At 73.4% G+C, this 24,005-nt stretch carries 21 protein-coding genes; 10 read left to right on the top strand and 11 right to left on the bottom strand.

From position 1 onward, the window contains the following. Positions 1-32: 32 nt before the first annotated feature. Complete coding sequence (locus ACN260_RS08970; protein WP_422755507.1) at positions 33-1,346, top strand: serine hydrolase domain-containing protein; 1,314 nt, start codon at positions 33-35, stop codon at positions 1,344-1,346. Positions 1,347-1,367: 21 nt separating this feature from the next. Here the strand turns inward: ACN260_RS08970 and ACN260_RS08965 are convergent, their stop codons facing one another. Continuing rightward, positions 1,368-2,180, bottom strand: a complete 813-nt coding sequence (locus ACN260_RS08965; protein ID WP_422755506.1) for a DUF3097 domain-containing protein — start codon at positions 2,178-2,180, stop codon at positions 1,368-1,370. Positions 2,181-2,378: 198 nt separating this feature from the next. Here ACN260_RS08965 and ACN260_RS08960 point away from each other — a divergent pair, with 198 nt between their 5' ends. Beyond that, positions 2,379-3,173, top strand: a complete 795-nt coding sequence (locus ACN260_RS08960; protein WP_422755505.1) for a hypothetical protein — start codon at positions 2,379-2,381, stop codon at positions 3,171-3,173. Between the two features lie 39 nt (positions 3,174-3,212). On the opposite strand, the gene ACN260_RS08955 is transcribed toward ACN260_RS08960, so the two are convergent. The 7 genes from ACN260_RS08955 to ACN260_RS08925 all read right to left on the bottom strand — a co-directional run bounded on the left by ACN260_RS08955 (position 3,213) and on the right by ACN260_RS08925 (position 10,380). Next, a complete protein-coding gene (locus tag ACN260_RS08955; RefSeq protein ID WP_088645665.1) occupies positions 3,213-3,992 on the bottom strand; it encodes an HAD-IIA family hydrolase in 780 nt (259 codons plus the stop codon). 42 nt (positions 3,993-4,034) lie between these two features. Next, positions 4,035-5,066 carry a ferrochelatase gene (locus ACN260_RS08950; RefSeq protein ID WP_422755504.1) on the bottom strand — a complete coding sequence of 344 codons (1,032 nt, stop codon included), beginning with the start codon at positions 5,064-5,066 and terminating at the stop codon, positions 4,035-4,037. Positions 5,067-5,162: 96 nt separating this feature from the next. Beyond that, positions 5,163-5,930: an enoyl-ACP reductase FabI gene (gene fabI, locus ACN260_RS08945; RefSeq protein WP_422755503.1), complete on the bottom strand. Its 768-nt coding sequence runs from the start codon at positions 5,928-5,930 to the stop codon at positions 5,163-5,165. A 23-nt stretch (positions 5,931-5,953) separates the two neighbouring features. Then, positions 5,954-6,658: a 3-oxoacyl-ACP reductase FabG gene (gene fabG / locus ACN260_RS08940; RefSeq protein WP_422755502.1), complete on the bottom strand. Its 705-nt coding sequence runs from the start codon at positions 6,656-6,658 to the stop codon at positions 5,954-5,956. 676 nt (positions 6,659-7,334) lie between these two features. Continuing rightward, positions 7,335-8,285 (bottom strand): VWA domain-containing protein, encoded by a 951-nt coding sequence (locus ACN260_RS08935; protein WP_422755501.1) that lies wholly within the window; start codon positions 8,283-8,285, stop codon positions 7,335-7,337. Further along, positions 8,282-9,292, bottom strand: coding sequence for a DUF58 domain-containing protein (locus ACN260_RS08930; protein WP_422756665.1), 1,011 nt, complete (start codon positions 9,290-9,292; stop codon positions 8,282-8,284). The genes ACN260_RS08935 and ACN260_RS08930 overlap by 4 nt, the downstream gene beginning before the upstream one ends. After that, entirely contained in the window at positions 9,271-10,380 is a 1,110-nt protein-coding gene (locus tag ACN260_RS08925) for an AAA family ATPase (RefSeq protein WP_422755500.1), read from the bottom strand. Before ACN260_RS08925 ends, ACN260_RS08930 begins: the two co-directional genes overlap by 22 nt. Positions 10,381-10,645: 265 nt before the next feature. Here ACN260_RS08925 and ACN260_RS08920 point away from each other — a divergent pair, with 265 nt between their 5' ends. From ACN260_RS08920 to ACN260_RS08910, 3 genes are read left to right on the top strand one after another with little or no spacing between them, the layout of a single operon-like run. Continuing rightward, positions 10,646-10,876, top strand: coding sequence for a hypothetical protein (locus tag ACN260_RS08920; protein WP_422755499.1), 231 nt, complete (start codon positions 10,646-10,648; stop codon positions 10,874-10,876). Continuing rightward, entirely contained in the window at positions 10,873-11,391 is a 519-nt protein-coding gene (locus ACN260_RS08915; RefSeq protein ID WP_307826231.1) for a PH domain-containing protein, read from the top strand. Before ACN260_RS08920 ends, ACN260_RS08915 begins: the two co-directional genes overlap by 4 nt. Then, a complete protein-coding gene (locus tag ACN260_RS08910; protein ID WP_422755498.1) occupies positions 11,388-12,860 on the top strand; it encodes a PH domain-containing protein in 1,473 nt (490 codons plus the stop codon). Before ACN260_RS08915 ends, ACN260_RS08910 begins: the two co-directional genes overlap by 4 nt. Here the strand turns inward: ACN260_RS08910 and ACN260_RS08905 are convergent, their stop codons facing one another. Further along, on the bottom strand, positions 12,861-13,892 hold the full coding sequence (locus tag ACN260_RS08905) for a phosphatase PAP2 family protein (RefSeq protein ID WP_422755497.1): 1,032 nt from the start codon (positions 13,890-13,892) through the stop codon (positions 12,861-12,863). It lies immediately after the preceding gene. A 123-nt stretch (positions 13,893-14,015) separates the two neighbouring features. On the opposite strand from ACN260_RS08905, the gene ACN260_RS08900 reads away from it, so the two are divergent. Continuing rightward, on the top strand, positions 14,016-14,420 hold the full coding sequence (locus tag ACN260_RS08900; RefSeq protein ID WP_422755496.1) for a thioesterase family protein: 405 nt from the start codon (positions 14,016-14,018) through the stop codon (positions 14,418-14,420). Further along, positions 14,417-15,247, top strand: a complete 831-nt coding sequence (locus ACN260_RS08895) for an MBL fold metallo-hydrolase (RefSeq protein WP_422755495.1) — start codon at positions 14,417-14,419, stop codon at positions 15,245-15,247. The genes ACN260_RS08900 and ACN260_RS08895 overlap by 4 nt, the downstream gene beginning before the upstream one ends. A 70-nt stretch (positions 15,248-15,317) precedes the next feature. Here ACN260_RS08895 and ACN260_RS08890 read toward each other — a convergent pair whose 3' ends face one another. Continuing rightward, complete coding sequence (locus tag ACN260_RS08890; RefSeq protein ID WP_422755494.1) at positions 15,318-16,250, bottom strand: carbohydrate kinase family protein; 933 nt, start codon at positions 16,248-16,250, stop codon at positions 15,318-15,320. Positions 16,251-16,589: 339 nt separating this feature from the next. Between ACN260_RS08890 and ACN260_RS08885 the strand changes: the two genes are divergently transcribed. Continuing rightward, positions 16,590-17,723, top strand: a complete 1,134-nt coding sequence (locus ACN260_RS08885; RefSeq protein ID WP_422755493.1) for a lytic polysaccharide monooxygenase auxiliary activity family 9 protein — start codon at positions 16,590-16,592, stop codon at positions 17,721-17,723. A 108-nt stretch (positions 17,724-17,831) separates the two neighbouring features. Here the strand turns inward: ACN260_RS08885 and asnB are convergent, their stop codons facing one another. Then, the gene (asnB, locus tag ACN260_RS08880) at positions 17,832-19,793 is read right to left on the bottom strand and encodes an asparagine synthase (glutamine-hydrolyzing) (protein WP_422755492.1); all 1,962 of its coding nucleotides are present in this window, start codon (positions 19,791-19,793) and stop codon (positions 17,832-17,834) included. A 214-nt stretch (positions 19,794-20,007) separates the two neighbouring features. Between asnB and ACN260_RS08875 the strand changes: the two genes are divergently transcribed. Next, complete coding sequence (locus tag ACN260_RS08875) at positions 20,008-21,489, top strand: aminopeptidase P family protein (RefSeq protein ID WP_422755491.1); 1,482 nt, start codon at positions 20,008-20,010, stop codon at positions 21,487-21,489. Positions 21,490-22,319: 830 nt separating this feature from the next. Continuing rightward, positions 22,320-23,993, top strand: a complete 1,674-nt coding sequence (locus tag ACN260_RS08870; RefSeq protein WP_422755490.1) for a hypothetical protein — start codon at positions 22,320-22,322, stop codon at positions 23,991-23,993. Positions 23,994-24,005: the final 12 nt, after the last annotated feature.

Genomic DNA, 24,005 nt, shown 5'->3' with positions numbered 1-24,005 from the left:
GGCCCGTTCCGACACCCGCGAAGGAGCTGCTGGTGACCCTGCCCGCCGAGACCGCCCGCCGGATCGACACCCTCGTGGCGCAGGCCCAGGCCGCCGGACGCGCCCCCTCGCTCGCGCTCGGGATCGTCCGGGACGGCGCGCTGGTGCACCTGGCCACCGCCGGCGACCACCCGCGCCCCCACGCCGACCTCCAGTACCGGCTCGGCTCGATCACCAAGACCATGACCGCCACGCTGGTCATGCGGGAACGCGACGCCGGCCGGCTCACCCTGGACGACCCGCTGGAACGGCACCTGCCGGGCACCGCCGTCGGCGGGCTCACCCTGCGCCAGCTCCTCGGCCACGCCAGCGGCCTGCACCGCGAGCCCGACGGCCCCTGGTGGGAACGCACCGAGGGCACCGACCTGGCCACCCTGGTCGCCGGCGTGAGCACGGACAAGGTCGGCTACCCCGCCTGGCGCGGCTACCACTACTCCAACCTGGCGTACGGGCTGCTCGGCGGGGTCCTGGAGCGGGTCACCGGCACACCCTGGGCGGAGCTGCTGACCACCCGGATCCTCGACCCGCTGGGGCTGCGCCGCACCACCTACCGGGCCACCGAGCCGTACGCCCGGGGCTACGTGGTGCATCCGTGGCACGACACGCTGCGGGAGGAGCCGCGTACCGACACCGGGGCGATGGCCCCCGCCGGGCAGCTCTGGTCGACACTGACCGACCTCGCCCGCTGGGCGGCGTTCCTGGCCGACCCCGCCGACGAGGTGCTGGCCGCCGACACCCTCACCGAGATGTGCACCCCGGTGATGATCAACGACCTGGACTCCTGGCGCGGCGGGCACGGGCTGGGGCTGGAGCTGTACCGCGACGGCGACCGGGTGTACGTGGGTCACGGCGGCTCGATGCCCGGCTACGTGGCCGCCCTCACCGTGCACCGGCCCAGCCGGACCGCCGTGGTCGGCTTCGCCAACTCGTACGGCCTGCGCACCGGGCACATCGGTGGGCTGGCCCGGCAACTGCTCACCCTGGTCCTGGACGCCGAGCCGACCCCGGTCGTGCCCTGGCGTCCGGCCGCCGCCCCGCCCCCGGCGGAACTGGCCGAGCTGACCGGCCGCTGGTGGTGGATGGGCATCGAGTACGAGGTCCGGGCCGACCCGGCCGGCGAGTTGTGGGCCGGCCGGCCCGGCAACCCGACGCTGCGGTTCACCCGGACCGGACCGGACCGCTGGCGGGGCCGCTCCGGCGAACAGGACAGCGAGGTCCTCGCCGTGCTGCGCGACCCGGACGGGCGGGCGGTGGGCCTGGACATCGGCACCTTCGTCTTCACCCGCACCCCCGACCAGGAGCCCTGACCGGGCCGGCCGGCGGTGGTGTCAGTCGGGTTCGGTGACGAAGTCGATCAGGCGTTCCATCGCGTTGATCAGCGGGGTCTCCACGTCGGCGAAGCTGTCCACCCGGGACAGGATGCGCCGCCACATCTCGGCCGGCTCGGCCACCCCGAGGGCCGCGCAGACACCCTCCTTCCACGGCCGGCCCGGCGGCACCACCGGCCAGGCCCGGATGCCCACCGCGGCCGGCTTGACCGCCTGCCACACGTCCACGTACGGGTGACCGGTCACCAGCACGTGCGGGGAGTCCACCCGGGCCACGATCCGGCTCTCCTTGGAGCCGGGCACCAGGTGGTCGACGAGCACCCCGAGCCGGCGGCCGGGGCCGGGAGCGAACCCGCGCACCTCGGCGTCGAGGGCGTCGACGCCGTCCAGCGGCTCCACCACCACGCCCTCGATCCGCAGGTCGTCGCCCCAGATCCGCTCCACCAGGGCGGCGTCGTGCACGCCTTCCACCCAGATCCGGCTGGCCTTGGCCACCTGTGCCCGCACGTCGGCCACGGCGATCGACCCGGAGGCGGTCCGGCGGCGGGCGGCGGGCACCGGGGCACGGGCCGGCCGACGCAGCGTCACCGGTTCCCCGTCGAGCAGGAACGCGGCGGGCAGCAGCGGGAAGACCCGCCGCCGGCCGTGCCGGTCCTCCAGCACCACCGCCGACGCCTCGAACCCGACCACCGCGCCGCAGAACCCCGAGTCCGCGTCCTCCACCACCAGGTCCGGTTCGGCGTCGACCTCGGGGGTGACCTTCCGTCGCCGCCAGTCGCCCGCCAGCACGTCCTCGCCGTATCGCCCCGCCATGTCGATCACGCTAGCCCCCGTCGCGCCCCGGCACCTTCCGACGCGCCCGCCGACCCGACACGCCGGGCCGCCCGGGTCCGGCCGGCCCGGCGGCGGGCCGTGCCCGCATGGCCCGCCACCTGCGGCGGTACGCGGACCGGACAGCCGACGATCCGGCAGTCGAGACAGGGGCGGCGGGGAGCACGTACCCTTTTCGGCATGTCCTCCCCCGCAACGGGCGCGGCCACCCTGGCCGCGCGCCGGTCGAGCCGTTTCGTGGCCTGGGTACGTGCCTGGCGGGCCGGCCTCGTGCCCTTCGACGAGGTCGCCGAGTCGGTCGCCGGCGACGAGGAGCACCTGGTCGCCGACGCGCCGGGCACCTGGCGGGACGTGCCGCTGCGCGAGGCCCTGCCGGCGCTGGCCAAGCTCTCGCCCGACGAGATCCGGTTGGTGCTGCCCGCGCCGGGCGACCCCCGGGGCCTGCCCGGTCCGGGTGACTTCGCCGGGGCGGCGCTGCTGGCCGGGGAGGCCGTGGTGGCCGGCACGCTCGGGCTGATCCCCGAGGTACGCAGCCACACCTCCGGCTCCGGGATGACCTGGGAGACGGTGCTGTGGCGGGTATACCCGCTGCCGGCCGACGCGGTCCAGGCGTCGCTGACCGCACCGGGGGCCGCCGAGGCGGAGGCGGAACTCGCCACCGCGCTGGCCGAGTCCACCGCCGCGCTGACCAGGCTCGACGTGGCCCAGTGGCGGCCCGAGCTCGCCGGGGCGCTCGCCGCGCTGCGTCGCCCGGACGGCGCGACCGACCTGCCGCCCGGGTTCGACCCGCGTTCCCGGCGGCTGTTCGCCCGCGCCGCCGTGCTCGACCGGGTGCTCGCCCTGGCCGGGGAGAGCGCGCCCGGCGGAGCGATCAACAACCACGAGGCGCAGCAGCGCGACGCGGCGCTGCGCCCGCTCACCACCGCCTGCCGGCAGGCGCTGGTCGCCGCCTGCAACGCCCCGCTGCGCCCCTGACCGGCGCGCCACCGCACCGGGCCGTCGGGCCGGTACGGGTCAGATCTCGTCGATCAGGTCGAGCACCGAGTCGACGATGCGCGACGGCCGGTACGGGTAGCGTTCCGTCTCGGCCCGGGTGCTGATCCCGGTGAGCACCAGGATCGTCTCCAGCCCCGCCTCCAGGCCGCACAGGATGTCGGTGTCCATCCGGTCGCCGATCATCGCGGTGCTCTCCGAGTGGGCGTTGATGGTGTTCAGCGCCGAGCGCATCATCATCGGGTTCGGCTTGCCGACGAAGTACGGCTCCACCCCGGTCGCCTTCGAGATCATCGCGGCGACCGACCCGGCGGCGGGCAGCGCGCCCTCCACCGACGGGCCGGTGACGTCCGGGTTGGTGCAGATGAACCGCGCCCCGTCGTTGATCAGCCGGACCGCCTTGGTGATCGCCTCGAAGCTGTAGGTGCGGGTCTCCCCCAGCACCACGTAGTCCGGGGCGAAGTCGGTCAGCACGTAACCGACGGCGTGCAGCGCCGTGGTCAGTCCCGCCTCCCCGATCACGTACGCGGTGCCGCCCGGCCGCTGGTCGGCGAGGAACTGGGCGGTGGCCAGCGCCGCCGTCCAGATCGCCTCCTCGGGCACCTCGAAACCCATCCGGGTCAGCCGGGCCTGCAGGTCGCGCGGGGTGTAGATGGAGTTGTTGGTGAGCACGAGGAAGGGCTTGCCGGAGGACCGGAGCCGGTTGACGAACTCCGGCGCGCCGGGCACCGGCTGGCCCTCGTGCACCAGCACGCCGTCCATGTCGGTGAGCCAGCTCTGCACCGGCTTGCGGTCAAGCATCTGTCGTCCCAAGGGGGTGTCGGGGAGGGCGGGTCGTCGGCATCAGGGGCGGCGGGCGGCCGGTACGCAGCACGGGGTCGGGCAGGTGTCCCACATCGGCAGCTCACCGAGGCGGCGGCGGTTCGCCGCCCCGTCGGGCGTGGTGCGTTCGGCCACCAGTTCGCGCACCATCGCCACGAACCTCGGGTCGGTGCCGGGGGTGCCGGCCCGGACGAAGTCCAGGCCGAGCTGCTTGGCCGTCTCGGACGCCTCGGTGTCGAGATCCCAGACCACCTCCAGGTGGTCCGAGACGAACCCGATCGGGCTGACCACCACCCCGGTCACCCCCTGCCCGGCGAGGGCGGTCAGGTGGTCGTTGACGTCCGGCTCCAGCCACGGCACCTGCGGCGGGCCGGAGCGGCTCTGCCAGACCAGGTCGTAGGGCAGGTCGGGCGCGGCGGCCGCGTGCACCAGGCGGGCGGTCTCCGCCATCTGCGTGGTGTACCGGCCGCCGTGCGGTCCGGCGGTGGCCGCCGCCGAGGTGGGGATGGAGTGCGCGGTGAAGACCAGCCGGGTGGTGTCCCGCCGGGCCGGGTCGAGCTGGGCCAGCGCCGAGCGCACCGCGTCGGCGTGCGGCTCGACGAAGCCCGGGTGGTCCCAGAACTGGCGCAGCTTGTCGATCACCGGGGCGTCCGGGCCGACGGCGGCCCGCGCGGCGGCGATGTCCTCCTGGTACTGCCGGCACGACGAGTAGCCGCCGTACGCGCTGGTGACGAACGCCAGCGCCCGGGTGATCCCGTCGTCGCGCATCTGCGCCACGGTGTCGGCGAGCATCGGGTCCCAGTTCCGGTTGCCCCAGTAGACGGGCAGGTCGACCCCGTGGGCGGCGAGGTCCGCCCGGATCGCGGCGAGCAGCTCGCGGCACTGCTGGTTGATCGGGGAGACCCCGCCGAAGTGCAGGTAGTGCTCGGCGACCTCGGCCAGCCGCTCGGGCGGCACCCCCCGCCCCCGGGTCACGTTCTCCAGGAAGGGCAGCACGTCCTCGGGCCGCTCCGGGCCACCGAAGGAGACCAGCACCAATGCGTCGTACGACATGGGGTCATTCTCCCCCGCGGTCGGCGACGGCCTGACGACGGCCCCTGGTCGTGCGGGTTACGCGGGGGCCCCGCGCCGGGGGCCCCCGCGCGCGGATCAGGCGCCCAGGGCGTGGTAACCGCCGTCGACGTGGACGATCTCGCCGGTGGTGGCCGGGAACCAGTCCGACATCAGGGCCAGGCAGGCACGGGCGGCCGGCTCCTGGTCGGTGAGGCTCCAGCCGAGCGGGGCCCGCTCGGTCCACGCCTGCTCGAACTGCTCGAAGCCGGGGATGGACTTCGCGGCCATCGTGCGCAGCGGCCCGGCGGCGACCAGGTTGCTGCGGATGCCCTGCTTGCCCAGGTGCAGCGCGAGGTAGCGGGAGGCGGACTCCAGCCCGGCCTTGGCCACCCCCATCCAGTCGTAGACCGGCCACGCCTTGGTGGCGTCGAAGGTGAGCCCGACCACCGAGCCGCCCGGCGACATCAGCGGCAGCGCCGCCATGGCCAGCGACTTGTACGAGTACGTGGAGACGTGCAGCGCGGTCGCCACGTCCTCCCAGGAGGCGTCGAGGAAGCCGCCGCCGAGGCAGCTCTGCGGGGCGAAGCCGATCGAGTGGACCACCCCGTCGAGGCCGGGTACGTGCTCACGCACCTTGTCGGCCAGGCCGGCGAGCTGCTCCGGGCTGGTCACGTCCAGCTCGATGATCGGCGCCGGCTGGGGCAGCCGCCGGGCGATCCGCTCGACCAGTGACAGCCGGCCGTAGCCGGTGAGCACGACCTGGGCGCCGTTGTCCTGGGCGAGCTTCGCCACCGAGAAGGCGATCGAGGCGTCGGTGATGACGCCGGTGACGAGCAGCCGCTTACCGGCGAGCAGTCCTGACATGTGTTGGCTTCCTCCGTACGTTCTCAGTGACCCATGCCGAGGCCGCCGTCGACCGGGATGACGGCACCGGAGATGTAGCCGGCGGCGTCCGAGGCGAGCCAGGTGACCACCCCGGCGACCTCGTCCGGCGCGGCGAACCGCCCGGCGGGGATGACCTTGCGGTACTCGGTGCGGCGCTCCTCGGGCAGCGCGGCGGTCATCTCGGTGTCGATGAAGCCCGGGGCGACCACGTTCGCGGTGATGTTGCGGCTGCCCAGCTCCCGGGTGATCGACCGGGCCACCCCCACCAGGCCGGCCTTGCTGGCCGCGTAGTTGACCTGGCCGGCGCCGCCGTAGAGCCCGATCACCGACGAGATGAAGATCATCCGACCGAACTTGGCCCGGAGCATCTTGGACGAGGCCCGCTTGGCGCAGCGGAACGCGCCGGTGAGGTTGGTGTCGAGCACCCCGGTGAACTGTTCCTCGGTCATCCGCATCAGCAGCGTGTCGTCGGTGATGCCGGCGTTGGCGACCAGCACCTCGACCGGGCCCAGTTCGGCCTCGACGGCGGTGAACGCGGCGTCGACCGAGGTGGTGTCGGTGACGTCGCACCGGACGCCGAACACTCCCTCCGGCGCGTCGCCGCTGCGGTGCGTGACCGCGACCCGGTCGCCCTGCTTGGCGAACGCCTGGGCGATGGCCAGTCCGATTCCCCGGTTGCCGCCGGTCACCAGCACGGTGCGGGCCACGGGTCCCCCTTCGGTTCCGCTGATCATTCCGGTCGGAGCCTAGGCGTTACCGGCAGGTAACCGCTAACGGTGCGCCACCGGCCCCGGCGCGGCGACCAGGACGTCCCGCCCGGGACGGCGGTGTGACCACCCTCCGGCAGCGGGCGGCCACCGTCCGCGGCCGGGCCGGCCGAATACGCGTCGCGGGTGTCCCCGTTGTACGATGATCGGTGTCCGCGAGCCGAATGCGACTCGCGTTTCTGGCCCCGCCGACCGCAGGAGGTGATCGCTGTGCGAGATAGCGATCCTCCCAGTCGTGGCCGGGCCGTCCGTCAGCCCCGCTGAGCCACGACTCAGTCGGTCGAGCTGACCCAGCTTCCGCTCCCCCGTCACCGCCCGCCTGCGGCCCCGGCCGACAGACCGGTCGGTGGTGCCGTCCCGCGCCGGGACGCCCCGGTGGAGCAGCCCGGTCACGACTTCGTGTGCGCGCCCTGATCAACCCCTGCGGTCCCGCCCGCCCCGCGGACCGTCCAGTCGCCACCGGAGCCGTTCATGAGCCGCTACGTCGCCCCGTTGGGCTTCACCCTCGCCGCCGTCTGGGTGGCCGTCGTGTTCGTCCTGGCCGGCGGCGGTCACTGAGACCGCCACCGGCCGCCGGGCCACCCGGCCCACCGCACCCGGGACGTCCCGGCCGGCCTCAGAGCATCCGGGACGTCCAGAGCAGGCTCAGCCCGCCCGCGCAGAGCGCCAGCAGCAGCGCAACCCCCGCGTACCACTGGGTGATCTCGCGGGGCTCGGTGCGGAACCCGATCGACGAACCCATGTCCTGGTAGACCTGCTTCAGCTCGGCCACCGAGGCTGCCTCGTAGAAGAAGCCCTCGGTGGTCTCGGCGAGCTGGGCCAGCGCCAGCCGGTCCACCGGCACCCGCTGCAACTGACCACCGATGTCGACCTGCCCCGAGTCGGTGCCGAACGCGATGGTCGACACCGGCACGTTCGCCGCCTGTGCCGCCGCCGCGGCCTCCTCCACCGACCGGCCCGAGGTGCGGAACCCGTCGGAGAGCAGCACGATCCGGGCCGGCGGTATCCCGGCCGCGCCGTCGGCCGGCACCGACCGGATCGCCTCCAGGCAGGTGAAGACCGCCTCGCCGGTGGCGGTCGCCTCGGCCAGCGTCAGCCCGTCGATCGCCGCCGTCACCGCGGCCCGGTCCTTGGTGGGTGCCACCAGCACGTTCGCCGCCTTGGCGAAGGAGACCAGCCCCAGGTTGTAGCTGGCCGGCAGCTCGCCGACGAACTGCTTCGCCGCCTCCTGCGCCGCCTCCAACCGGTTCGGCGACACGTCGTCGGCCTGCATCGACAACGACACGTCGATGGCGAGCATCACGGTGGCCCGCTCCAGCGGCTCCTGGGTGTCGACCGCCGGGCGGGCCATCCCGGTGGCCAGCGCCACCATCGCCAGCAGCAGCGCGGTCGCCGCCGCGTGCCGCCGCCACCCCAACCCCTTCGGCGCGAGGGTACGCAGCAGGTCCACGTTGGTGAACCGCATCGCGTACGCCCGTCGGTGGCGCTGCCGCCAGACGTAGGCCGCGGCCAGGGCCAGCACCGGCACCAGGGCCAGCAGCCACCACGGTTGCATGAAACGGATCATCGCGTCGTCCCCCGGGTGCGGGCGTGCCGCTGGGCGGCCACGAATCGCACCATGTCCAGCAGCCAGTCTCGGTCGGTACGCAGCATCAGGTGCCCGGCGCCGGCGGCCCGCAGCTCGGCGGCGATCGCGCCACGCTGGGCGGCCGCCGCCTCGGCGTAACGGCGGCGCAGCCGTGGATCGGCGGTCTGCACCTCGTGCAGCTCCCCGGTCTCCGGGTCCACCACCGGCAGCACCCCCACGTCGGGCAACTCCAGCTCGCGCGGGTCGACCACCTCGATGGCCAGCACGTCGTGCCGGACCCGCAGCTTACGCAGCGGCCGGCCCCACTGCGCGGGCGGCGCGAGGAAGTCCGAGATCACCACCGCCAGGCCCCGGCGGCGCGGCGGCCGGTTGAGCAGGTCCACCAGCGCGCCGAGGTCACCGCGCCCGGGGCGCGGCGGGGTGTGCGCCACCGCGCGCAGCAGCGCCTGCGCCTCCCGCCGGCCGGAGCGGGCCGGCACCCGGGTCAGCACCCCCGGGCCGGTCGGCTCCGGGGGCGGGGCGGAGCGCCACCGGCGGGCGGGCGCGGCCGGCGGCGGGGAACCGGTGCCGATCACCGCGCCGATCCGGTTACCGCCGCGCACCGTCAGGTGGGTCAACGCGGCCGTCGCGGCGACCACCACGTCCCGCTTGAGCCACCGGCCGGTGCCGAAGTCCAGGCTCGCCGACAGGTCCACCGCCAGCCAGGTCTCCAACTCCCGGTCGGCCACCGTACGCCGCACGTGCGGGGTGGTGGTGCGGGCGGTCACCGGCCAGTCCATCCGGCGTACGTCGTCGCCGGGACGGTACTCGCGCGACTCCCCCGCCTCGCTGCCCGGACCGGGCAGCAGCCCCGCGTAGTCGCCCTGGAGCAGCCCGTCGAGTTTGCGGGTCACCAGCAGTTGCAGGCGGGACAGCACCGCCTCGGTCCGCTGGCCACCGGCGTCGGCCGGGCGTACCGGTGCGGTCACGGGTGCTGCCCGGGCCAGCCGGCGGCCGGCGGGCCGCTGACCGGCGGCGGCCCGGACGCCTGCTGCCGGGGTGCGACCGAGGGCGGCGGGATGGTCGACATCACCCGGTGCACCACGTGGTCGGCGGGCACGTCGTCGGCGAGCGCGTCGTAGCTGAGCACCAACCGGTGCCGCAGGATGTCCGGTGCGATGTCCTGGACGTCCTGAGGCAGCGCGTAGTCCCGGCCGCGCAGCAGGGCCAGCGCCCGGGTGGCCCGGATCAGGCCGAGCGAGGCGCGCGGGCTGGCCCCGTACTGGATCAGCCGGGCAACGTCGGGCATGCCGTGCTCGGCGGGGCTTCGGGTGGCCAGCACCAGCCGTACCGCGTAGTCGACCAGGGCGTTGTGCACGAATACCTGGTCGGCCTTGCGTTGCAGGGCGAGCAGGTCGTCGGTGTCGAACACCTGCGCCGGCTCGGGCGCGGCGACCCCCATCCGGTAGACGATCTCCCGCTCCTCGGCGTCCGTCGGATACCCGACGACGATCTTCATCAGGAAACGGTCCCGCTGCGCCTCCGGCAGCGGATAGACACCCTCCTGCTCGATCGGGTTCTGGGTGGCCATCACCAGGAACGGGTCGGGTACCCGGTGGCTCTGGCCGCCGATCGACACCTGCCGCTCGCTCATCACCTCCAGCAGCGCCGACTGCACCTTGGCCGGGGCCCGGTTGATCTCGTCGGCGAGCAGGAAGTTCACGAAGACCGGGCCCAGCTCGACGTCGAACTTCTCACTCGACTGCCGGTAGATCCGGGTGCCCATGATGTCGGCCGGCACCAGGTCCGGGGTGAACTGCACCCGGGCGAACTGCCCACCCACCACCCGGGCCATCGTCTCCACCGCGAGGGTCTTCGCCACCCCGGGCACCCCCTCCAGCAGGCAGTGCCCCCGGGCCAGGAGCGCCACGAACATCCGCTCCACCATCCGGTCCTGACCGACGATCACCCGTTTGATCTCGAACAGGGCCCGTTCCAGCAGGGTGGCGTCCTGGGCGGGGGTGGTCACCGTCGCGGGTGTCTCGGGGGCCGTCCCGTTCGGGGTCGGGGCGTCGGGCGTGGTCGGCTGGGCCACCGGTCCTCCACAGCATGATCGGTCGTCGTGGCGTGGTGCGGTAACAAGACTCGCATGCCCGGCTGAGAGCCGAGGTGGGGAGAACCCGATTTCGGGTACGCCGTCCGGATCACCGAATCGCTGAACGAGGCTGGACACAGAGGGGTCTGCCACGTGTACGATTCACCCCGTCGCCGGGCGGCTCCCCCCGTGGCCGCCCGGCGCTCATCTCTTATCCGGCCCCGGCGCGCGTTCTCCGGCTCCGGCTCGCGCCTACACTCCCCTGGTGACCGATCCCACCGCCGCAGGCGGGGCACCCGTCTGTTCGTCCCGGGGCTGCCGCGCGCCCGCCGTCTGGGCACTGCGCTGGAACAATCCCCGGTTGCACGACCCGCAGCGGCGCAAGACCTGGCTCGCCTGCCCGGCCCACCGGGGCAGCCTCGGCGACTTCCTCGACGCCCGCGGCTTCCTCCGTGAGGTCACCGCGCTCCCCGGATCGCATACCCTCGAAGCGTGAACGCTGCCGAGCCACCCCAGTCCCCGGTGAGCGCCCTGGAACCCTGGCCGGACACGGTCCACTGGCAGCCCATCTCGACCGACCTGATCTGGGTCGAACTGCTCCGCCTGGCGATGGGCCTGGCGGTGCTGCTGGTCGGGCTGGCGCTGGGCTGGGCGTTCACCGGGCACTGGCTGTTCGGTGCCGGCTGCGCCGTGGTGCTGCTCGGCGGCGCCTGGCGGGTGGTGACGATCGTCCGCGCCGTCCGCGCCTGGGGGTACGCCGAACGCGCCGACGACCTGCTGGTCCGACACGGCCTGCTGGTCCGCCGGTTGTCCATCGTGCCGTACTCGCGGATGCAGTTCGTCGACGTCAGCGCGGGCCCGCTGGAACGCGCCTTCGACCTCGCCACCGTGCAGCTGCACACCGCCGCCGCGGCCACCGACGCCCGGGTGCCCGGCCTGCGACCGGCGGAGGCGGCCCGGCTCCGCGACCGGCTCACCGCCCTCGGTGAGGACCGGGCGGAGGGGCTGTGACCGACGGTTCCCCCGGCCCCGGCGCACCCCACCCGACGCCCCCGCAGGCCCCGGCGGCTCCCGACCTCCCGGCTCCGGACGTCCCGACGGCTCCGGCTGCCCCGACGGTGGGGACGGACGGGCCGGCCGGTGCCGAGCCACGACAGCGGCTGCATCCGCTGAGCCCGGTGTTGCAGGGGGCGAAGTCCCTGGTCGTGGTCATCGCCGGGCTCTCCTGGTCGACGCTGTCCCGGGTCGGCTTCGGCTGGTTCGCGGTGCTGGTGGCGGTGCTCGCCCTGGGCGCGACGGTGCTGGCGGTGGTGAGCTGGTACAACACCGGCTACCACATCGTCGGGCGGGAACTGCGGGTGTACGAGGGGCTGCTGTGGCGGCGGACCCGGGCGATCCCGCTGGAGCGGTTGCAGGCCGTGGAGGTGGTCCGCCCCCTGCTGGCGCAGCTCACCGGCCTGGCCGAGCTGCGCCTGGAGGTGGTCGGCGGCGGCAAGACCGAGGCGCCGCTGGCGTACCTGTCGGTCGCCGACGCGGCCCGGCTGCGGCAACGGCTGCTCGCCGTGGCCGCCGGCCTGCCCGACGGGGCGACCACCGACCCCGGCCCGCGGTCGACAGACGTCGTGCCGCCGGGTGGGGACGCCGCCGCGCCGGTCGACCGGGAGCCGGCCGCCCGGCCGCTGCACGCGGTGACGAACTCCGACCTGCTGGTCAGCCAACTGCTCACCCCGCAGGCGTTCCTGCTGCCGGTCGGGGTGGCCTTCGTGGTGGCGCAGTTCCTCTCCGAGGGTTCCTGGTCGTTCATCGCGGTGGCCAGCACCCTGACCGCGATGGCCGGCGTGCTGCTGCAACCGGTCCGGCGGGTCCTCGACGACTGGAACTTCCGGCTGGCCCGCGAGGCCGACCGGCTGCGCATCCACAACGGCCTGCTGGAGACCCGGGTGCAGACCGTGCCGCTGGAGCGGGTGCAGACCGTCGGGGTGACCTGGCCGCTGCTCTGGCGGATGAAGGGGTGGCTGCGGCTACGGCTGGAGGTCGCCGGCTACTCCGGCGGCGAGGCCGACGACCGCAACCGGCCCGACCGGCTGCTGCCCGTCGGTGACCTGACCGTCGGGGCGGCGATCGTCGACGAGGTGCTGCCCGGGGTGGCGCTGACCGCGCTGCCGCTGACGCCCCCGCCGGGCCGGGCCCGCTGGCTGCGCCCGCTCAGCGCCCGGGTGCTCGGCGCGGGCCTGCACGAGCGGGTCTTCGCCGTCCGCTGCGGCCTGCTGACCCGGCAGTTGACGCTGGTGCCGTACGCCCGGATGCAGAGCGTGCGGGTGGTGCAGGGGCCGGCACAGCGTCGGTTGCGGCTGGCCACCGTGCACGTCGACACGGCCGGCGGGTCGGGGGCCGCCGCGCACGACCGTGACCTGGCGCAGGCGTGGGCGCTCGCCGCTGAGCTGACCGCGCGGGCGCACGCCGCCCGTCGGGTCCGCTGATCAGCGTCCGGCGCCGCCCTCCGGCGTGACGGCGACCGGGGTGGGGGCGTCGGCCGGCGGATCGTCGTCGGGGGCACCGCGCCGGGCGCGGCGGGCCCGCCAGGCCCGCTCGGCAAGCCCGACGACCAGGAACGTCATCCCCACGTACGCCCAACCGACCAGGACGTCGATGACGTAGTGCTCGCCGCTGTAGACCAGCGTGAAGGTCATCGCCAGCGGATAGGCCAGCAGCAGCGGCCACCAGCGGCGACGGGTCGAGCGCAGGAAGAACAGCACCACGAACAGCGCCCAGGCGGTGTGCAGCGACGGCATCGCGGCGACCGGGTTGGAGGCGATCTGCCCGGCGTTGAGCAGGTTGCCCGCGCCGTGCATGCCGAACTCCTTCCACCCCCGGGTGGAGATCCGGGCGACCTCGCTCAGCAGGCCGTTCTGCGCCGCCCACCACGGCGGCGCGGCGGGGTAGACGAAGTAGGTGACCAGGCCCGCCGCGCACAGGAAACCCCAGCGCCGCATGTACGCCGCCCAGCGCCCGCGGCTGCGCAGCCAGAGCACGGCGGCGGCGGCCAGCGTCACCACGAAGTGGGAGAAGTAGACCCAGCTCACCAGCACGTCCCACCAGCGCACGTCGGGCCGGTAGAGGTGCTGCTGGAGCCAGACCGTCGGCACCTCGCCCCCGGTGGCCCAGCCGAACATCACCCGGTCGGCGACGATCAACTCGTAGGCGTGCGGGGTGCGGCCGTTGTCGGCGAAGCCCCGGGACAGGTTGTAGACGGCCAGCAGCAGCACCACCGGGATCCAGTCCCGGGCGAAGCGCAGGTGAGTGCGCCACGGCCGGCCCCAGTTCCAGGCGACGGTGCCCGCCCAGATCCACAGGAAGGCGTACGCCGGGTCGGTCGGCAGGCCGATGGCCAGCCAGGTCACGACGAAGGCGACGGCCCAGACGGACATCGCTGTCACCCGCCGTCGCCCACCGACGGACGCGTCGGTGGTGTCGGTCGGGACGGGGGGCGGGGGCTCAGTCACAACGGCCATCGCGGTCAAGGTTAACGGTGGGCGACGCATCGACCACCGCCGACCACCGGTACGCCGACGGGCGGGTGTCCCGGCCGGCCCGTCGTCCGGTCGGCCCCGGTGGTCCCCCACTAGGCTGAGCGGATGCAGGAACAACCGGACGCTGCGTTCCCGCCGGGGTTGACCGCCCGGGTCGAGCTGACCGTCACCGAGGCCGACACCGCGGCGGCCGTCGGCTCCGGTGACGTGCCGGTGCTGGCCACCCCCCGGGCGCTCGCCCTCGCCGAGGCGGCCACGGTGGCCGCGACGGCCCCCGGGATGCCCGCCGGGAGCACCACGGTCGGGGTCCGGGTGGAGCTTGCGCACCTGGCCGCCACCCCCGTCGGGCGGACGGTGGTGGCGCACGCCCGGCTGGTCGAGGCCGACGGCCGGCGGCTGCTGTTCGCGGTGACGGTGACCGACGGTGACACCACCGTGGCCTCGGGCCGGGTGGAACGGGCGCTCGTCGACCGGCAGCGCTTCGTGGCACGGGCGGTGCGGGCGTCGTGACGTTCCGGTTCACGGCGGTCGCCGACGGGGTCCACGTGCTGCGCGAGCCGCTGCTCGACGTCAACGTCACGCTGGTGGTCGGTGACGGCGCGGCACTGCTGGTGGACACCCTGTCCACCGCCGGGCAGGCCGCCGCGCTGGCCGACGCGGCGCGGGCGGTCACCCCGTACCCGTGGACGCTGGTCAACACCCACCACCACTTCGACCACTGCTTCGGCAACGCGACGCTCGCCGCCGACCCGCCCCGCCCGGTGTACGCCCACGAGGTGGCCGCCGCCGCCCTGCGCGACCGGCCGGACGGGCTGCGCCGGGCGGCGTACGAGGAGATGCGGGCGGCCCAGCCGGAGCTGGCCGCCGAGCTGGCCGAAACGCCTCTGCTGGCCCCGACGCACACCGTGCACACCGAGACGGTGCTGGACGTCGGTGGCCGGCGGGTGGTGCTGCGGCACCCGGGGCACGGGCACACCGACGCGGATCTGGTGGTGCACGTGCCGGACGCCGATGTGCTGGTCGCCGGGGATCTGGTGGAGCAGTCCGGGCCGCCGGCCTTCGAGGAGTCGTACCCGTTGCAGTGGCCGGACGCGGTGGCCGACCTGCTGCGGATGACCACGCCCGACACGGTGGTGGTGCCGGGCCACGGCACGCCGGTGGACGTGGGGTTCGTCCGCGCCCAGCACGCCCGGTTGGTCGAGCTGGCCTGGCTGATCCGGGCCGCGCACACCGGTGGGGCCCCGCCGGAGCGGGTGGCCGCCGACTCCCCGTTCGGCGCGCGTCCCGGTCTCGTCGCCGCCCGCCGGGGCTACCGGGAACTCGACGGCACGCCCTGAGCCGCCGGCCGTCGCAGGCGGGCTGGCACCCTGCCGCGCACGGCCGGGCGGCCCGGTGACCGGGTGACGCTCAGTCGGCGAAGCGGCGGCGGACCGCGTCCCGGGTGGGCATGGCGACCGCGCCGCCGGGTGACTCGCAGACCAGGCCGGCGACCCGCAGCGCGAACGCCACCCGCCCCTGCCAGTCGGCCGGGGTGCCCGGCTCGCCGTCGGCCAGGAGTTCGGCGACGAGCGCGGCCATCACCGAGTCGCCCGCACCGGTGGCGTCCACCGCGTGCACCGTCGGGGCGGGCACCCGGACCGGGTCGGGGCCGGCGGCGACCAGCGCGCCGTCCGCGCCGAGGGTCACCACCACCGTGCCCGCGCCCAGCTCCCGCAGGTACGCGGCGACCCCCTCGACCGGCTCGCCGGGCCACAGCAGGGCCGCGTCGGCGCTGCTGAGCTTCACCAGGTGCGCCGAGGCGGCGAACTCCACCACCACCTGGCGCAGGCCGGCCAGTTCCGCCGGGCCGGACAGCAGCCGGGGCCGGACGTTGGGGTCGAAGACCCGCAGGCCGGGCGCGAGTGACCAGGCCCGCCGGGCGGCGGCGAGCGTCGGTGGACTGAGCAGCACGATCGAACCGCAGTAGAGCACGTCCGCGCCCTCGACCAGCGCCACGTCCAGGTCGTCGGCGGTGAGCAGGCCGTACGACGGCGGCTCGCCGTAGAAGCGGAAGTCCGGCTCGGCCCCGGTGTGGGTGGTGACCGCCAGCGTGGTGGGTGCCGGCACGGTGACCGCGCCGGTCAGCCCGACCCCGGCGTCGGCCAGGAAGGCGCGGATCCGGCCGGCGAGCACGTCGTCACCGAGGGAGCCGACGAACTCGGCGGTGCCGCCGAGCCGGGCCACGCCGACGGCTACGTTGAGCGGGCCACCCCCGATCGCCTGCCGGAACACCGGCTGCCCATCGGACTCGGTGTCCAACAGGTCGATCAGCGCCTCACCGAGCACCACCGCGTACCCCACGTCGCCTCCCAGCGCGTCGTCTTCCGGCTACCAGGCTGGCACAACGGTCCACGCCGATCGGGGCCGGCCGGGCAACCAGATCCCACCCATCGAGCAACGACTATTGCGTGGTTCGTCCGGGCGTGATGGTATTGGAGTGCCGGGCCGGCGCGGAGGGCTGCCGCACCCGCTCGGCGATCAGCTGGGGTCTGACGCGAGAGGCACCGGTCCGTGGGCACGGACCGCCGACGGCACGCGCCCGTCGGCCCCTGTCGGGCCGCCGGCCAGAGCCGCGACCGACGCATCCCCACCCTTGTGCGGGGCGGGCGCTCGCGCCACCCCGCGGATCAGGAGAAGCTCGTGCTCCGTTCCCGTACGGCCGCGTTGTTCACCGCGGCCGCCACCCTCGCCTTCGGGGCCGTGGCCCTGACGGTGCAGGCCGAACCGGCTGCCGCCCACGGCACGCCGATCGTGCCGGGCAGCCGGACCTACCTGTGCTGGCAGGACGGCCTGACCACCACCGGCGAGATCAGGCCGAACAACCCGGCCTGCTCCGCCGCCGTCGCCCAGAGCGGCACCAACTCCCTCTACAACTGGTTCAGTGTGCTCCGCTCGGACGCCGGGGGCCGCACCGTCGGCTTCATCCCCGACGGCAAGCTGTGCAGCGGCGGCAACACCGGTTTCGCCGGGTACGACCTGGCCCGCACCGACTGGCCGCTGACCCACCTGACGGCCGGCGCGCGGCTGGACTTCAAGTACAGCAACTGGGCGCACCACCCGGGCACCTTCTACTTCTACGTGACGAAGGACAGCTGGAGCCCGACCCGGCCGCTGGCCTGGAGTGACCTGGAGGAGCCGTTCCTCACGGTGACCAACCCGCCCCAGCGGGGCGCGTCGGGCACCAACGACGGGCACTACTACTTCAGCGGGAACCTGCCGTCGGGCAAGTCCGGCCGGCACATCATCTACTCCCGCTGGGTGCGCTCGGACAGCCAGGAGAACTTCTTCGGCTGCTCGGACGTCACCTTCGACGGTGGCAACGGTCAGGTGACCGGGGTCGGCAGCGGCAACAACCCGACCACGCCGCCGCCCACCACCCCGCCCCCGACCACGCCCCCGCCCACCACGCCCCCGCCGACCACTCCGCCGCCCACCACGCCGCCGCCGACCACGACCCCGCCGCCGGGCAACAGCGACTGCATGGCGGTCTACAAGGTGGTCAGCGCCTGGAACGGTGGGTTCCAGGGCGAGGTCACCATCATGAACCACAGCACCCGCACCTACGGAGGCTGGACGGCGAGCTGGACCTGGCCCAACGGTCAGGTGATCTCGCAGGTCTGGAACGGCACGCTGAGCACCAGCGGGTCGACGGTGACCGTCACCAACGCCGCGTACAACGGCTCGATCGCACCGGAGCGGACGACCACGTTCGGCTTCACGGCGAGCAGCACCGGCACCAACGGGCTGCCGACGGTCACCTGCTCCGGCCGGTGACCCGACGCTGAACGCACACACCGGAGGCCCCCACCCGTCGGGTGGGGGCCTCCGGTCCGTCCGGGCCCGGTGTGCCGTCGCGACGGTGCCGACGGGACCGGGAGCGGGTCAGCGGACCATGCTGCCGACCACCGGCTTGGTGAGCAGCGCCGACTGGTTGCGCTGGATGCCCGGGTCGAGGGTCTTGGCCACGAAGATGGCGTGCCAGATGCAGAAGATCAGCACCGTCCACACCTTGCGGGAGTTGTCCGCCTCCTCGCGCTTGTGCTCCTCCAGCAGCCGCATCGCGTACGACAGGTCGATCAGGTCGCCGGCGGCGGAGGTGGCCAGCACGTGCCGGGCCCACTCGTACATCTCGCCGCGCAGCCAGACCCGGGTCGGGGTGGGAAAGCCCAGCTTCCTGCGGTTGACGATGGCCGGCGGCACGACGCCCTGCAACGCCTGGCGCATGGCGTACTTGGTGGCGTCGGAGCGGGGCGGCAGCTTCAGGTCGACCGGGATGGTGGACGCCACGTCGAAGACCATCCGGTCCAGGAACGGCACCCGGACCTCCAGGGAGTGCGACATGGAGATCCGGTCCGCCTTGACCAGGATGTCGCCGCGCAGCCAGGTGTACAGGTCGACGTACTGCATCTTGGTGACGTCGTCGAGTTCGGTGCACTCGGCGTAGATCGGGGCGGTGACGTCGGTGTAGCGCACCGAGGGGTCGTAGCGGCGCAGCAGGTGCCGCTTCTCCTCCTCGGTGAACATCCGGGCGTTGCCGTAGTAGCGCTGCTCGATCGGGGTGGTGCCGCGCTCCAGGAAGCTCTTGCCCTTGACCCCCTGCGGAATGGCCTTCGAGACCGCCCGCAGGCCCTTCTGCACCCCGCCGGGCAGGCCGTTGACGGTGCCCAGGGAGAGCGGCTCGCGGTAGATGGTGTAGCCGCCGAAGAACTCGTCGGCGCCCTCGCCGGAGAGCACCACCGTGACGTGCTCGGCGGCCTTCTTGGCCACGAAGTACAGCGGGACCAGCGCCGGGTCGGCCACCGGGTCGTCCAGGTGCCAGACGATCTTGGGCAGCGCCTCGATCATGTCCTGCGGACCGATCTTGGTGGCGATGGTGGTCACGTCGAGGTGCCGGGCCGAGTCCTGGGCCACGTCGATCTCGGAGTAGCCGGGCACGTCGTAGCCCACGGTGAAGGTGAGGATGTTGGGGTTGAACTCGCGGGCCAGGGCCACCACGGCCGTGGAGTCGATGCCGCTGGACAGGAACGAGCCGACCGGCACGTCGGAGCGCATGTGCATCCGGACGCTCTCCCGCAGCGTCTCCCGGATCTCGTGGTAGAGCCGCTGCTCGTCGGCGACCGGGGCGGGCCGGAACACCGGCCGGTACCAGCGCCGTACGTCCAGCCGGCCCCCCGGCGACCAGGTGAGGTACTCCCCGGAGCCGATCCGGCTGATCCCCTGGTGCAGGGTGCCGGGCTCGGGGACGTACTGGAGGGTCAGGTAGTGGCTGAGGTTGGCGGTGTCGATGCCGGCGTCACCCTGGTAGTAGGAGTGCGCGAAGGGCAGCAGCGCCTTCTTCTCGGAGGCGAGGTAGAGCCCGTCGGCGGTCTCCAGGTAGTGCAGCGGCTTGATGCCGAAGTAGTCCCGCGCGCCGAACGCCCGGCGCTCCTGCCGGTCCCAGATGACGAAGGCGAACATGCCGCGCAGCCGGGTGAGCACCTGCTCGCCCCAGTAGTGGTAACCGGCGACGATCACCTCGCCGTCCCCGGCGGTGGCGAACTGGGCACCGAAGCTGCGGGCCAACTCCTCACGCAGCTCGATGTAGTTGTAGATCTCGCCGTTGAAGGTCAGCAGGTAGCGACCATTGGCGTAGGGCAGCGGCTCGTGACTGGACGCCACGTCGATGATGGCCAGCCGCTTGTGGGCGAACACCCCGTCCGCGTAGTGGCCGGTGGCGTCGCCGACCACCTCGACCCCTGTCTCGTCCGGTCCGCGGTGGTGCAGGCATTCCAACGCCCCCGCGATGTTGTCGCGGTGGGCGGCGGCGTTGCCGTTCGCGCTGAAGAAGGCCAGGAGTCCGCACATGGCCGACATCTTTCCACGCGGCGCAACCCGCCCGCGCGGCACCGCAGGCTCTGTCCCCCTCCCCACGGCACGATCCGCGGCGCCCCGGCCCGGGACCCTAGCGCCGGGCGTACGGCGTCGCGCCGGGCGGGGCGTCGGGTGCGGGACCGCAGGCACCCCGTCCCGGCGCAGCCGGAGTACCGTCTGGACGAGCGACGAGGCGAAGGGAGCCGACATGGCCGAGGAACGGACGGACGGCAAGCCGGCGGACGGCACCGAATCGCACGATCCGGACTTTCCGGAGGCGTTCCTGTCCTTCATGCGGCAGGGCTGGCGGGACACCAGCCTGCCGGTCGGTCCCCGGCCGGAGGTCCCGCACCACGCCAAGCGGCGGGAGGCCCTGTCCGCGGCCTTCCCGGGTGAGACGCTGGTCATCCCCACCGGCACCGAGAAGGTACGCGCCAACGACACCGACCACCCGTTCCGGCCGGGCAGCGACTTCGCCTACCTGACCGGCGACCACGAACCGGACAGCGTCCTGGTGCTGCGGCCCAACGGTTCGGGGCACGACGCGACGCTGTTCATGCGCCCCCGGTCCTCGCGGGAGACCGACGAGTTCTTCCGCAGCCGGCACGGCGAGCTGTGGGTGGGCCGCCGGCACACCCTGGCCGAGAAGTCCACCGAGCTGGGCCTGGCCACCGAGGACCTGTCCGCGCTGGACGGGGCGCTGGCCCGGATGGCACCGGGGCGGACCCGGGTGCTGCGCGGCTTCGACCAGCGGGTCGACGCGGCGGTGCGCCCGTGGGACGGCCCCCGCGAGGAGGGGCAGCCGGGCCGGGACCGGGAGCTGGCGATCGCGATCGCCGAGCTGAAGTTGGTCAAGGACGAGTGGGAGGTCGCCCAGCTCCAGGAGGCGGTCGACGCCACCGTACGCGGCTTCGAGGACGTGGCCCGCGCGCTGCCGGCCGACCGGGGTGTCTCCGAGCGGCTGTTGGAGGGGATCTTCGCGCTGCGGGCCCGGCACGACGGCAACGACGTCGGCTACGGCTCGATCGTCGGCGCGGGCGAACACGCGACGATCCTGCACTGGGTGCACAACCACGGCACGACCCGCCCGGGTGAGCTGCTGCTGATGGACATGGGCGTGGAGAACCGCAACCTCTACACCGCCGACGTGACCCGGGTGCTGCCGGTCGACGGCCGGTTCACCCCGCTGCAACGCCAGGTCTACGACGCGGTGTACGCCGCCCAGCAGGCCGGTATCGACGCGATCCGCCCGGGGGTCGCGTTCCGGGACGTGCATCTGACCTCGATGCGGGTGCTCGCCGAGGCGTTGAAGGATCTCGGTCTGCTCCCGGTGAGCGTCGACGAGGCGATGGACCCGGCCTCCACGGTCTACCGGCGGTGGACCCTGCACGGCACCAGCCACATGCTCGGCATCGACGTGCACGACTGCTCGAATGCCCGCAAGGAGAAGTACCGCGACGGTGCGCTGGGTGAGGGGTACGTGCTCACCGTCGAGCCGGGGCTGTACTTCCAGCCGGAGGACGAGCTGGTCCCCGAGGAACTGCGCGGCATCGGCGTGCGGATCGAGGACGACATCCTGGTCACCGCGACCGGCTCGGTGAACCTGTCGGCGGGTCTGCCCCGCCGCTCCGACGAGGTGGAGACCTGGCTGGCCGAGCAGCGTGCGGCGGGTCCCCGCCTGCCCGGCTGATCTTCCGCACCCACCGCGACGGCCCCGTCGCCGGAGGCGTTCCCCGATCGGGTGACGCGCACCGGCGGCGGGGCCGACTACATCGTGGACAACACCGTTGCGTCAGCTGGGACGGCTGTTCGCCCGCCAGCGCTGCCTCGCCGATCATGGAGTTGTGGTGGGTAACAAAACACCTGGACAGCGTGGGCAGCCCGGTGGAGTACGGCGGCCGACCGGATCCGGCAGCTCCCGGCCCGGGTCACCGCCGCCGGCCAGCAGCTCCGCGACGTCGGCGAGACGACGCTCTCCGCGGAGGACCGGCAGTTCGCGCGTACCCGGATCTGGTGCGACACCCCACTCGACGGCCCCGACCTCCGCCCAAACCCGGCCGGTCGCTGCGGCCGCCGGGCCGGCCACGACGGCGGGTGCGCGCCGACGCCTGCGTGAGCGGCCCACGATCATCGCGTGCTACCAGTAGTCGAGAGTCACCCGCGCGCACATGATCACGAGCTGATCACCTCCAGGTCGCCCCGCGTCGTCCCGTCGGGCGAACCCTTTCACGATCACGCTCGAACCACGAAGTAGTGGCCTCCGGAACTACGGAGGCCACTACTTCGTGCTTTCAGCACGATCCTGCGGTGGTGGGTGGCGGTGGCATGCGACGCCCGGCCGTCCGGGAAAGCACCTGACCGAGGGGCCGCGTCCCCAAAGCGGGCTTTCTTCGTTTTTGACCTCATAGCGAGGAACCTTCTCATACCGTGGGTTTCGGGAGCTACAACCGATTTGTAGCAGGGGACGTCCGCTCAGGCGCGGCGACCCTGTCTGGTACGAGGAGAGGGCAGAGAGCTCCGATGTCCAACTACCTAACGAACAACGAAGCCTCCGCGCGGGCGACGGGGAGCAGGAGCCGTCGCAAGCTCTGGCTCGCCAGTGGCGTCGCCGGGTTGACAGGTGTGGTCAGTCTCGCCGCGGTGGGCGTCGCCGGCAGCGCCGGGGCGGTCGGGGTGAGCGGACTGACGTGGAACACCACTCAGCAGGTCACCAAGGACGGCGACCAGGGTCGCGGCGACAAGGATCGCGGCGACGAGGGCCCGGACCGTGGCGGCAAGGACGACCGCGGCGGCAGGGACCACGAACGTGGGAAGGAGGTGCCCTGCGACACCGACCGGCTCATCCAGGCCATCGTCTTCGCCAACAGCCGCGACGGCGGTGTGCTGGACCTGGCCAAGGGCTGCACCTACAACCTGACCCGCAACCAGGACGGCAACGGCCTGCCGGTGATCACCCAGGACATCACCCTGCGGGGTGAGCACACCACGATCACCCGGGACGCCACCGCCGACTACTTCCGGATCCTCAACGTGGGTCCGGGCGGTCACCTGAACCTCAAGGGCCTGACCATCAAGGGTGGGCAGACCATCGAGGCGTTGCAGCCGGTCTCCCCGGCAGCGGTGTGGGGGGCCTACTCGGACTCCCAGGCGATCGCCGCCCAGGTCAAGGCCGGCACTCCGCTGGCCCAGGCGCTCGCCGCCCGCAAGGCGAACCCGAAGGCCGGCCTGAAGGCCGCGCCGAAGGCCGCCCGCAAGGCTGCGGTGAAGGCCGCACCGAAGGCGAAGCCGGGGAAGGCCACCACGCTGGTCGAGGAGCCGGGCGTCAACGACGGCGCCGGAATCCTGGTACAGCCGGGCGGCACCGCCAACCTGTTCGACACCTCAATCGTGCTGAACCAGTCCGGCGGCAACGGCGGCGGGCTGGCCAACTTCGGCACCACGTCGCTGCGGCACACCGAGGTCGCCCACAACACCGCCTTCTTCTTCGGCGGGGGCATCTTCAACGCCGGCCTGCTCCAGGTCGACGAGTCCACGGTCACCGACAACACCGCCATCGTCGGTGGCGGCGGCATCTCCAACGGCGCCGCGGAGATCTTCACCGAGGACGTCGACGGCGGCACCGTCCTGATCGAGAAGTCCAAGGTCACCGACAACGAGACGCTCGGCTTCGGCGGTGGCGTGCTCGACATCGGCGGCAACACCACCGTGCGCTACACCGAACTGCTGTCGAACACCGCGGTGCTCGCCGGTGGCGGCCTCGCGGTGGCGGACGCCCAGGTCAACGTGCACCACTCGACGGTGGCCAAGAACAGCACCGCCGGTGTCGGCGGTGGCGTGGCCGTCGCGTTCGACAGCGCGGTCACCATCGAGAAGAGCCACCTGAAGGAGAACACCGCCGGCTTCTTCGGCGGCGGACTGTTCAACGCGGACAGCGTCACCACGGTGCGCGAGTCCGAGGTCGTCGCCAACCGGGCCCTCGGTCCGATCGGCGTCGGCGGCGGCATCTTCAACATCTTCGGCGAGGTCAACCTCAGCCGGACGAAGGTCGCCAACAACTTCGCGACCCTCGCCCCCGGCGGTGTGTTCACCTTCGAGGGCGTGGTGAACGTGGACGACAAGTCCGCGATCGTCGCGAACCGTCCGACCAACTGCCTGGCGATCCCGGGCGACACCATCCCGAACTGCTTCGGCTGAGCCACCCTCGGG

The organism is Micromonospora sp. WMMD708 (assembly GCF_049315245.1).
Lineage (GTDB): Bacteria > Actinomycetota > Actinomycetes > Mycobacteriales > Micromonosporaceae > Micromonospora > Micromonospora wenchangensis.
Note: the sequence above shows the minus strand (reverse complement) of the source record. Positions and strands in the feature narration are given on the sequence as shown.

Coding starts and splice junctions, on each gene's coding strand:
- ACN260_RS08965 (WP_422755506.1), bottom strand. CDS start 2,180: ATGGCGGGGCGATACGGCGAGGACGTGCTGGCGGGCGACTGGCGGCGA.
- ACN260_RS08960 (WP_422755505.1), top strand. CDS start 2,379: ATGTCCTCCCCCGCAACGGGCGCGGCCACCCTGGCCGCGCGCCGGTCG.
- ACN260_RS08955 (WP_088645665.1), bottom strand. CDS start 3,992: ATGCTTGACCGCAAGCCGGTGCAGAGCTGGCTCACCGACATGGACGGC.
- ACN260_RS08950 (WP_422755504.1), bottom strand. CDS start 5,066: ATGTCGTACGACGCATTGGTGCTGGTCTCCTTCGGTGGCCCGGAGCGG.
- fabI (WP_422755503.1), bottom strand. CDS start 5,930: ATGTCAGGACTGCTCGCCGGTAAGCGGCTGCTCGTCACCGGCGTCATC.
- ACN260_RS08935 (WP_422755501.1), bottom strand. CDS start 8,285: ATGATCCGTTTCATGCAACCGTGGTGGCTGCTGGCCCTGGTGCCGGTG.
- ACN260_RS08905 (WP_422755497.1), bottom strand. CDS start 13,892: ATGGCCGTTGTGACTGAGCCCCCGCCCCCCGTCCCGACCGACACCACC.
- ACN260_RS08900 (WP_422755496.1), top strand. CDS start 14,016: ATGCAGGAACAACCGGACGCTGCGTTCCCGCCGGGGTTGACCGCCCGG.
- asnB (WP_422755492.1), bottom strand. CDS start 19,793: ATGTGCGGACTCCTGGCCTTCTTCAGCGCGAACGGCAACGCCGCCGCC.
- ACN260_RS08875 (WP_422755491.1), top strand. CDS start 20,008: ATGGCCGAGGAACGGACGGACGGCAAGCCGGCGGACGGCACCGAATCG.
- ACN260_RS08870 (WP_422755490.1), top strand. CDS start 22,320: ATGTCCAACTACCTAACGAACAACGAAGCCTCCGCGCGGGCGACGGGG.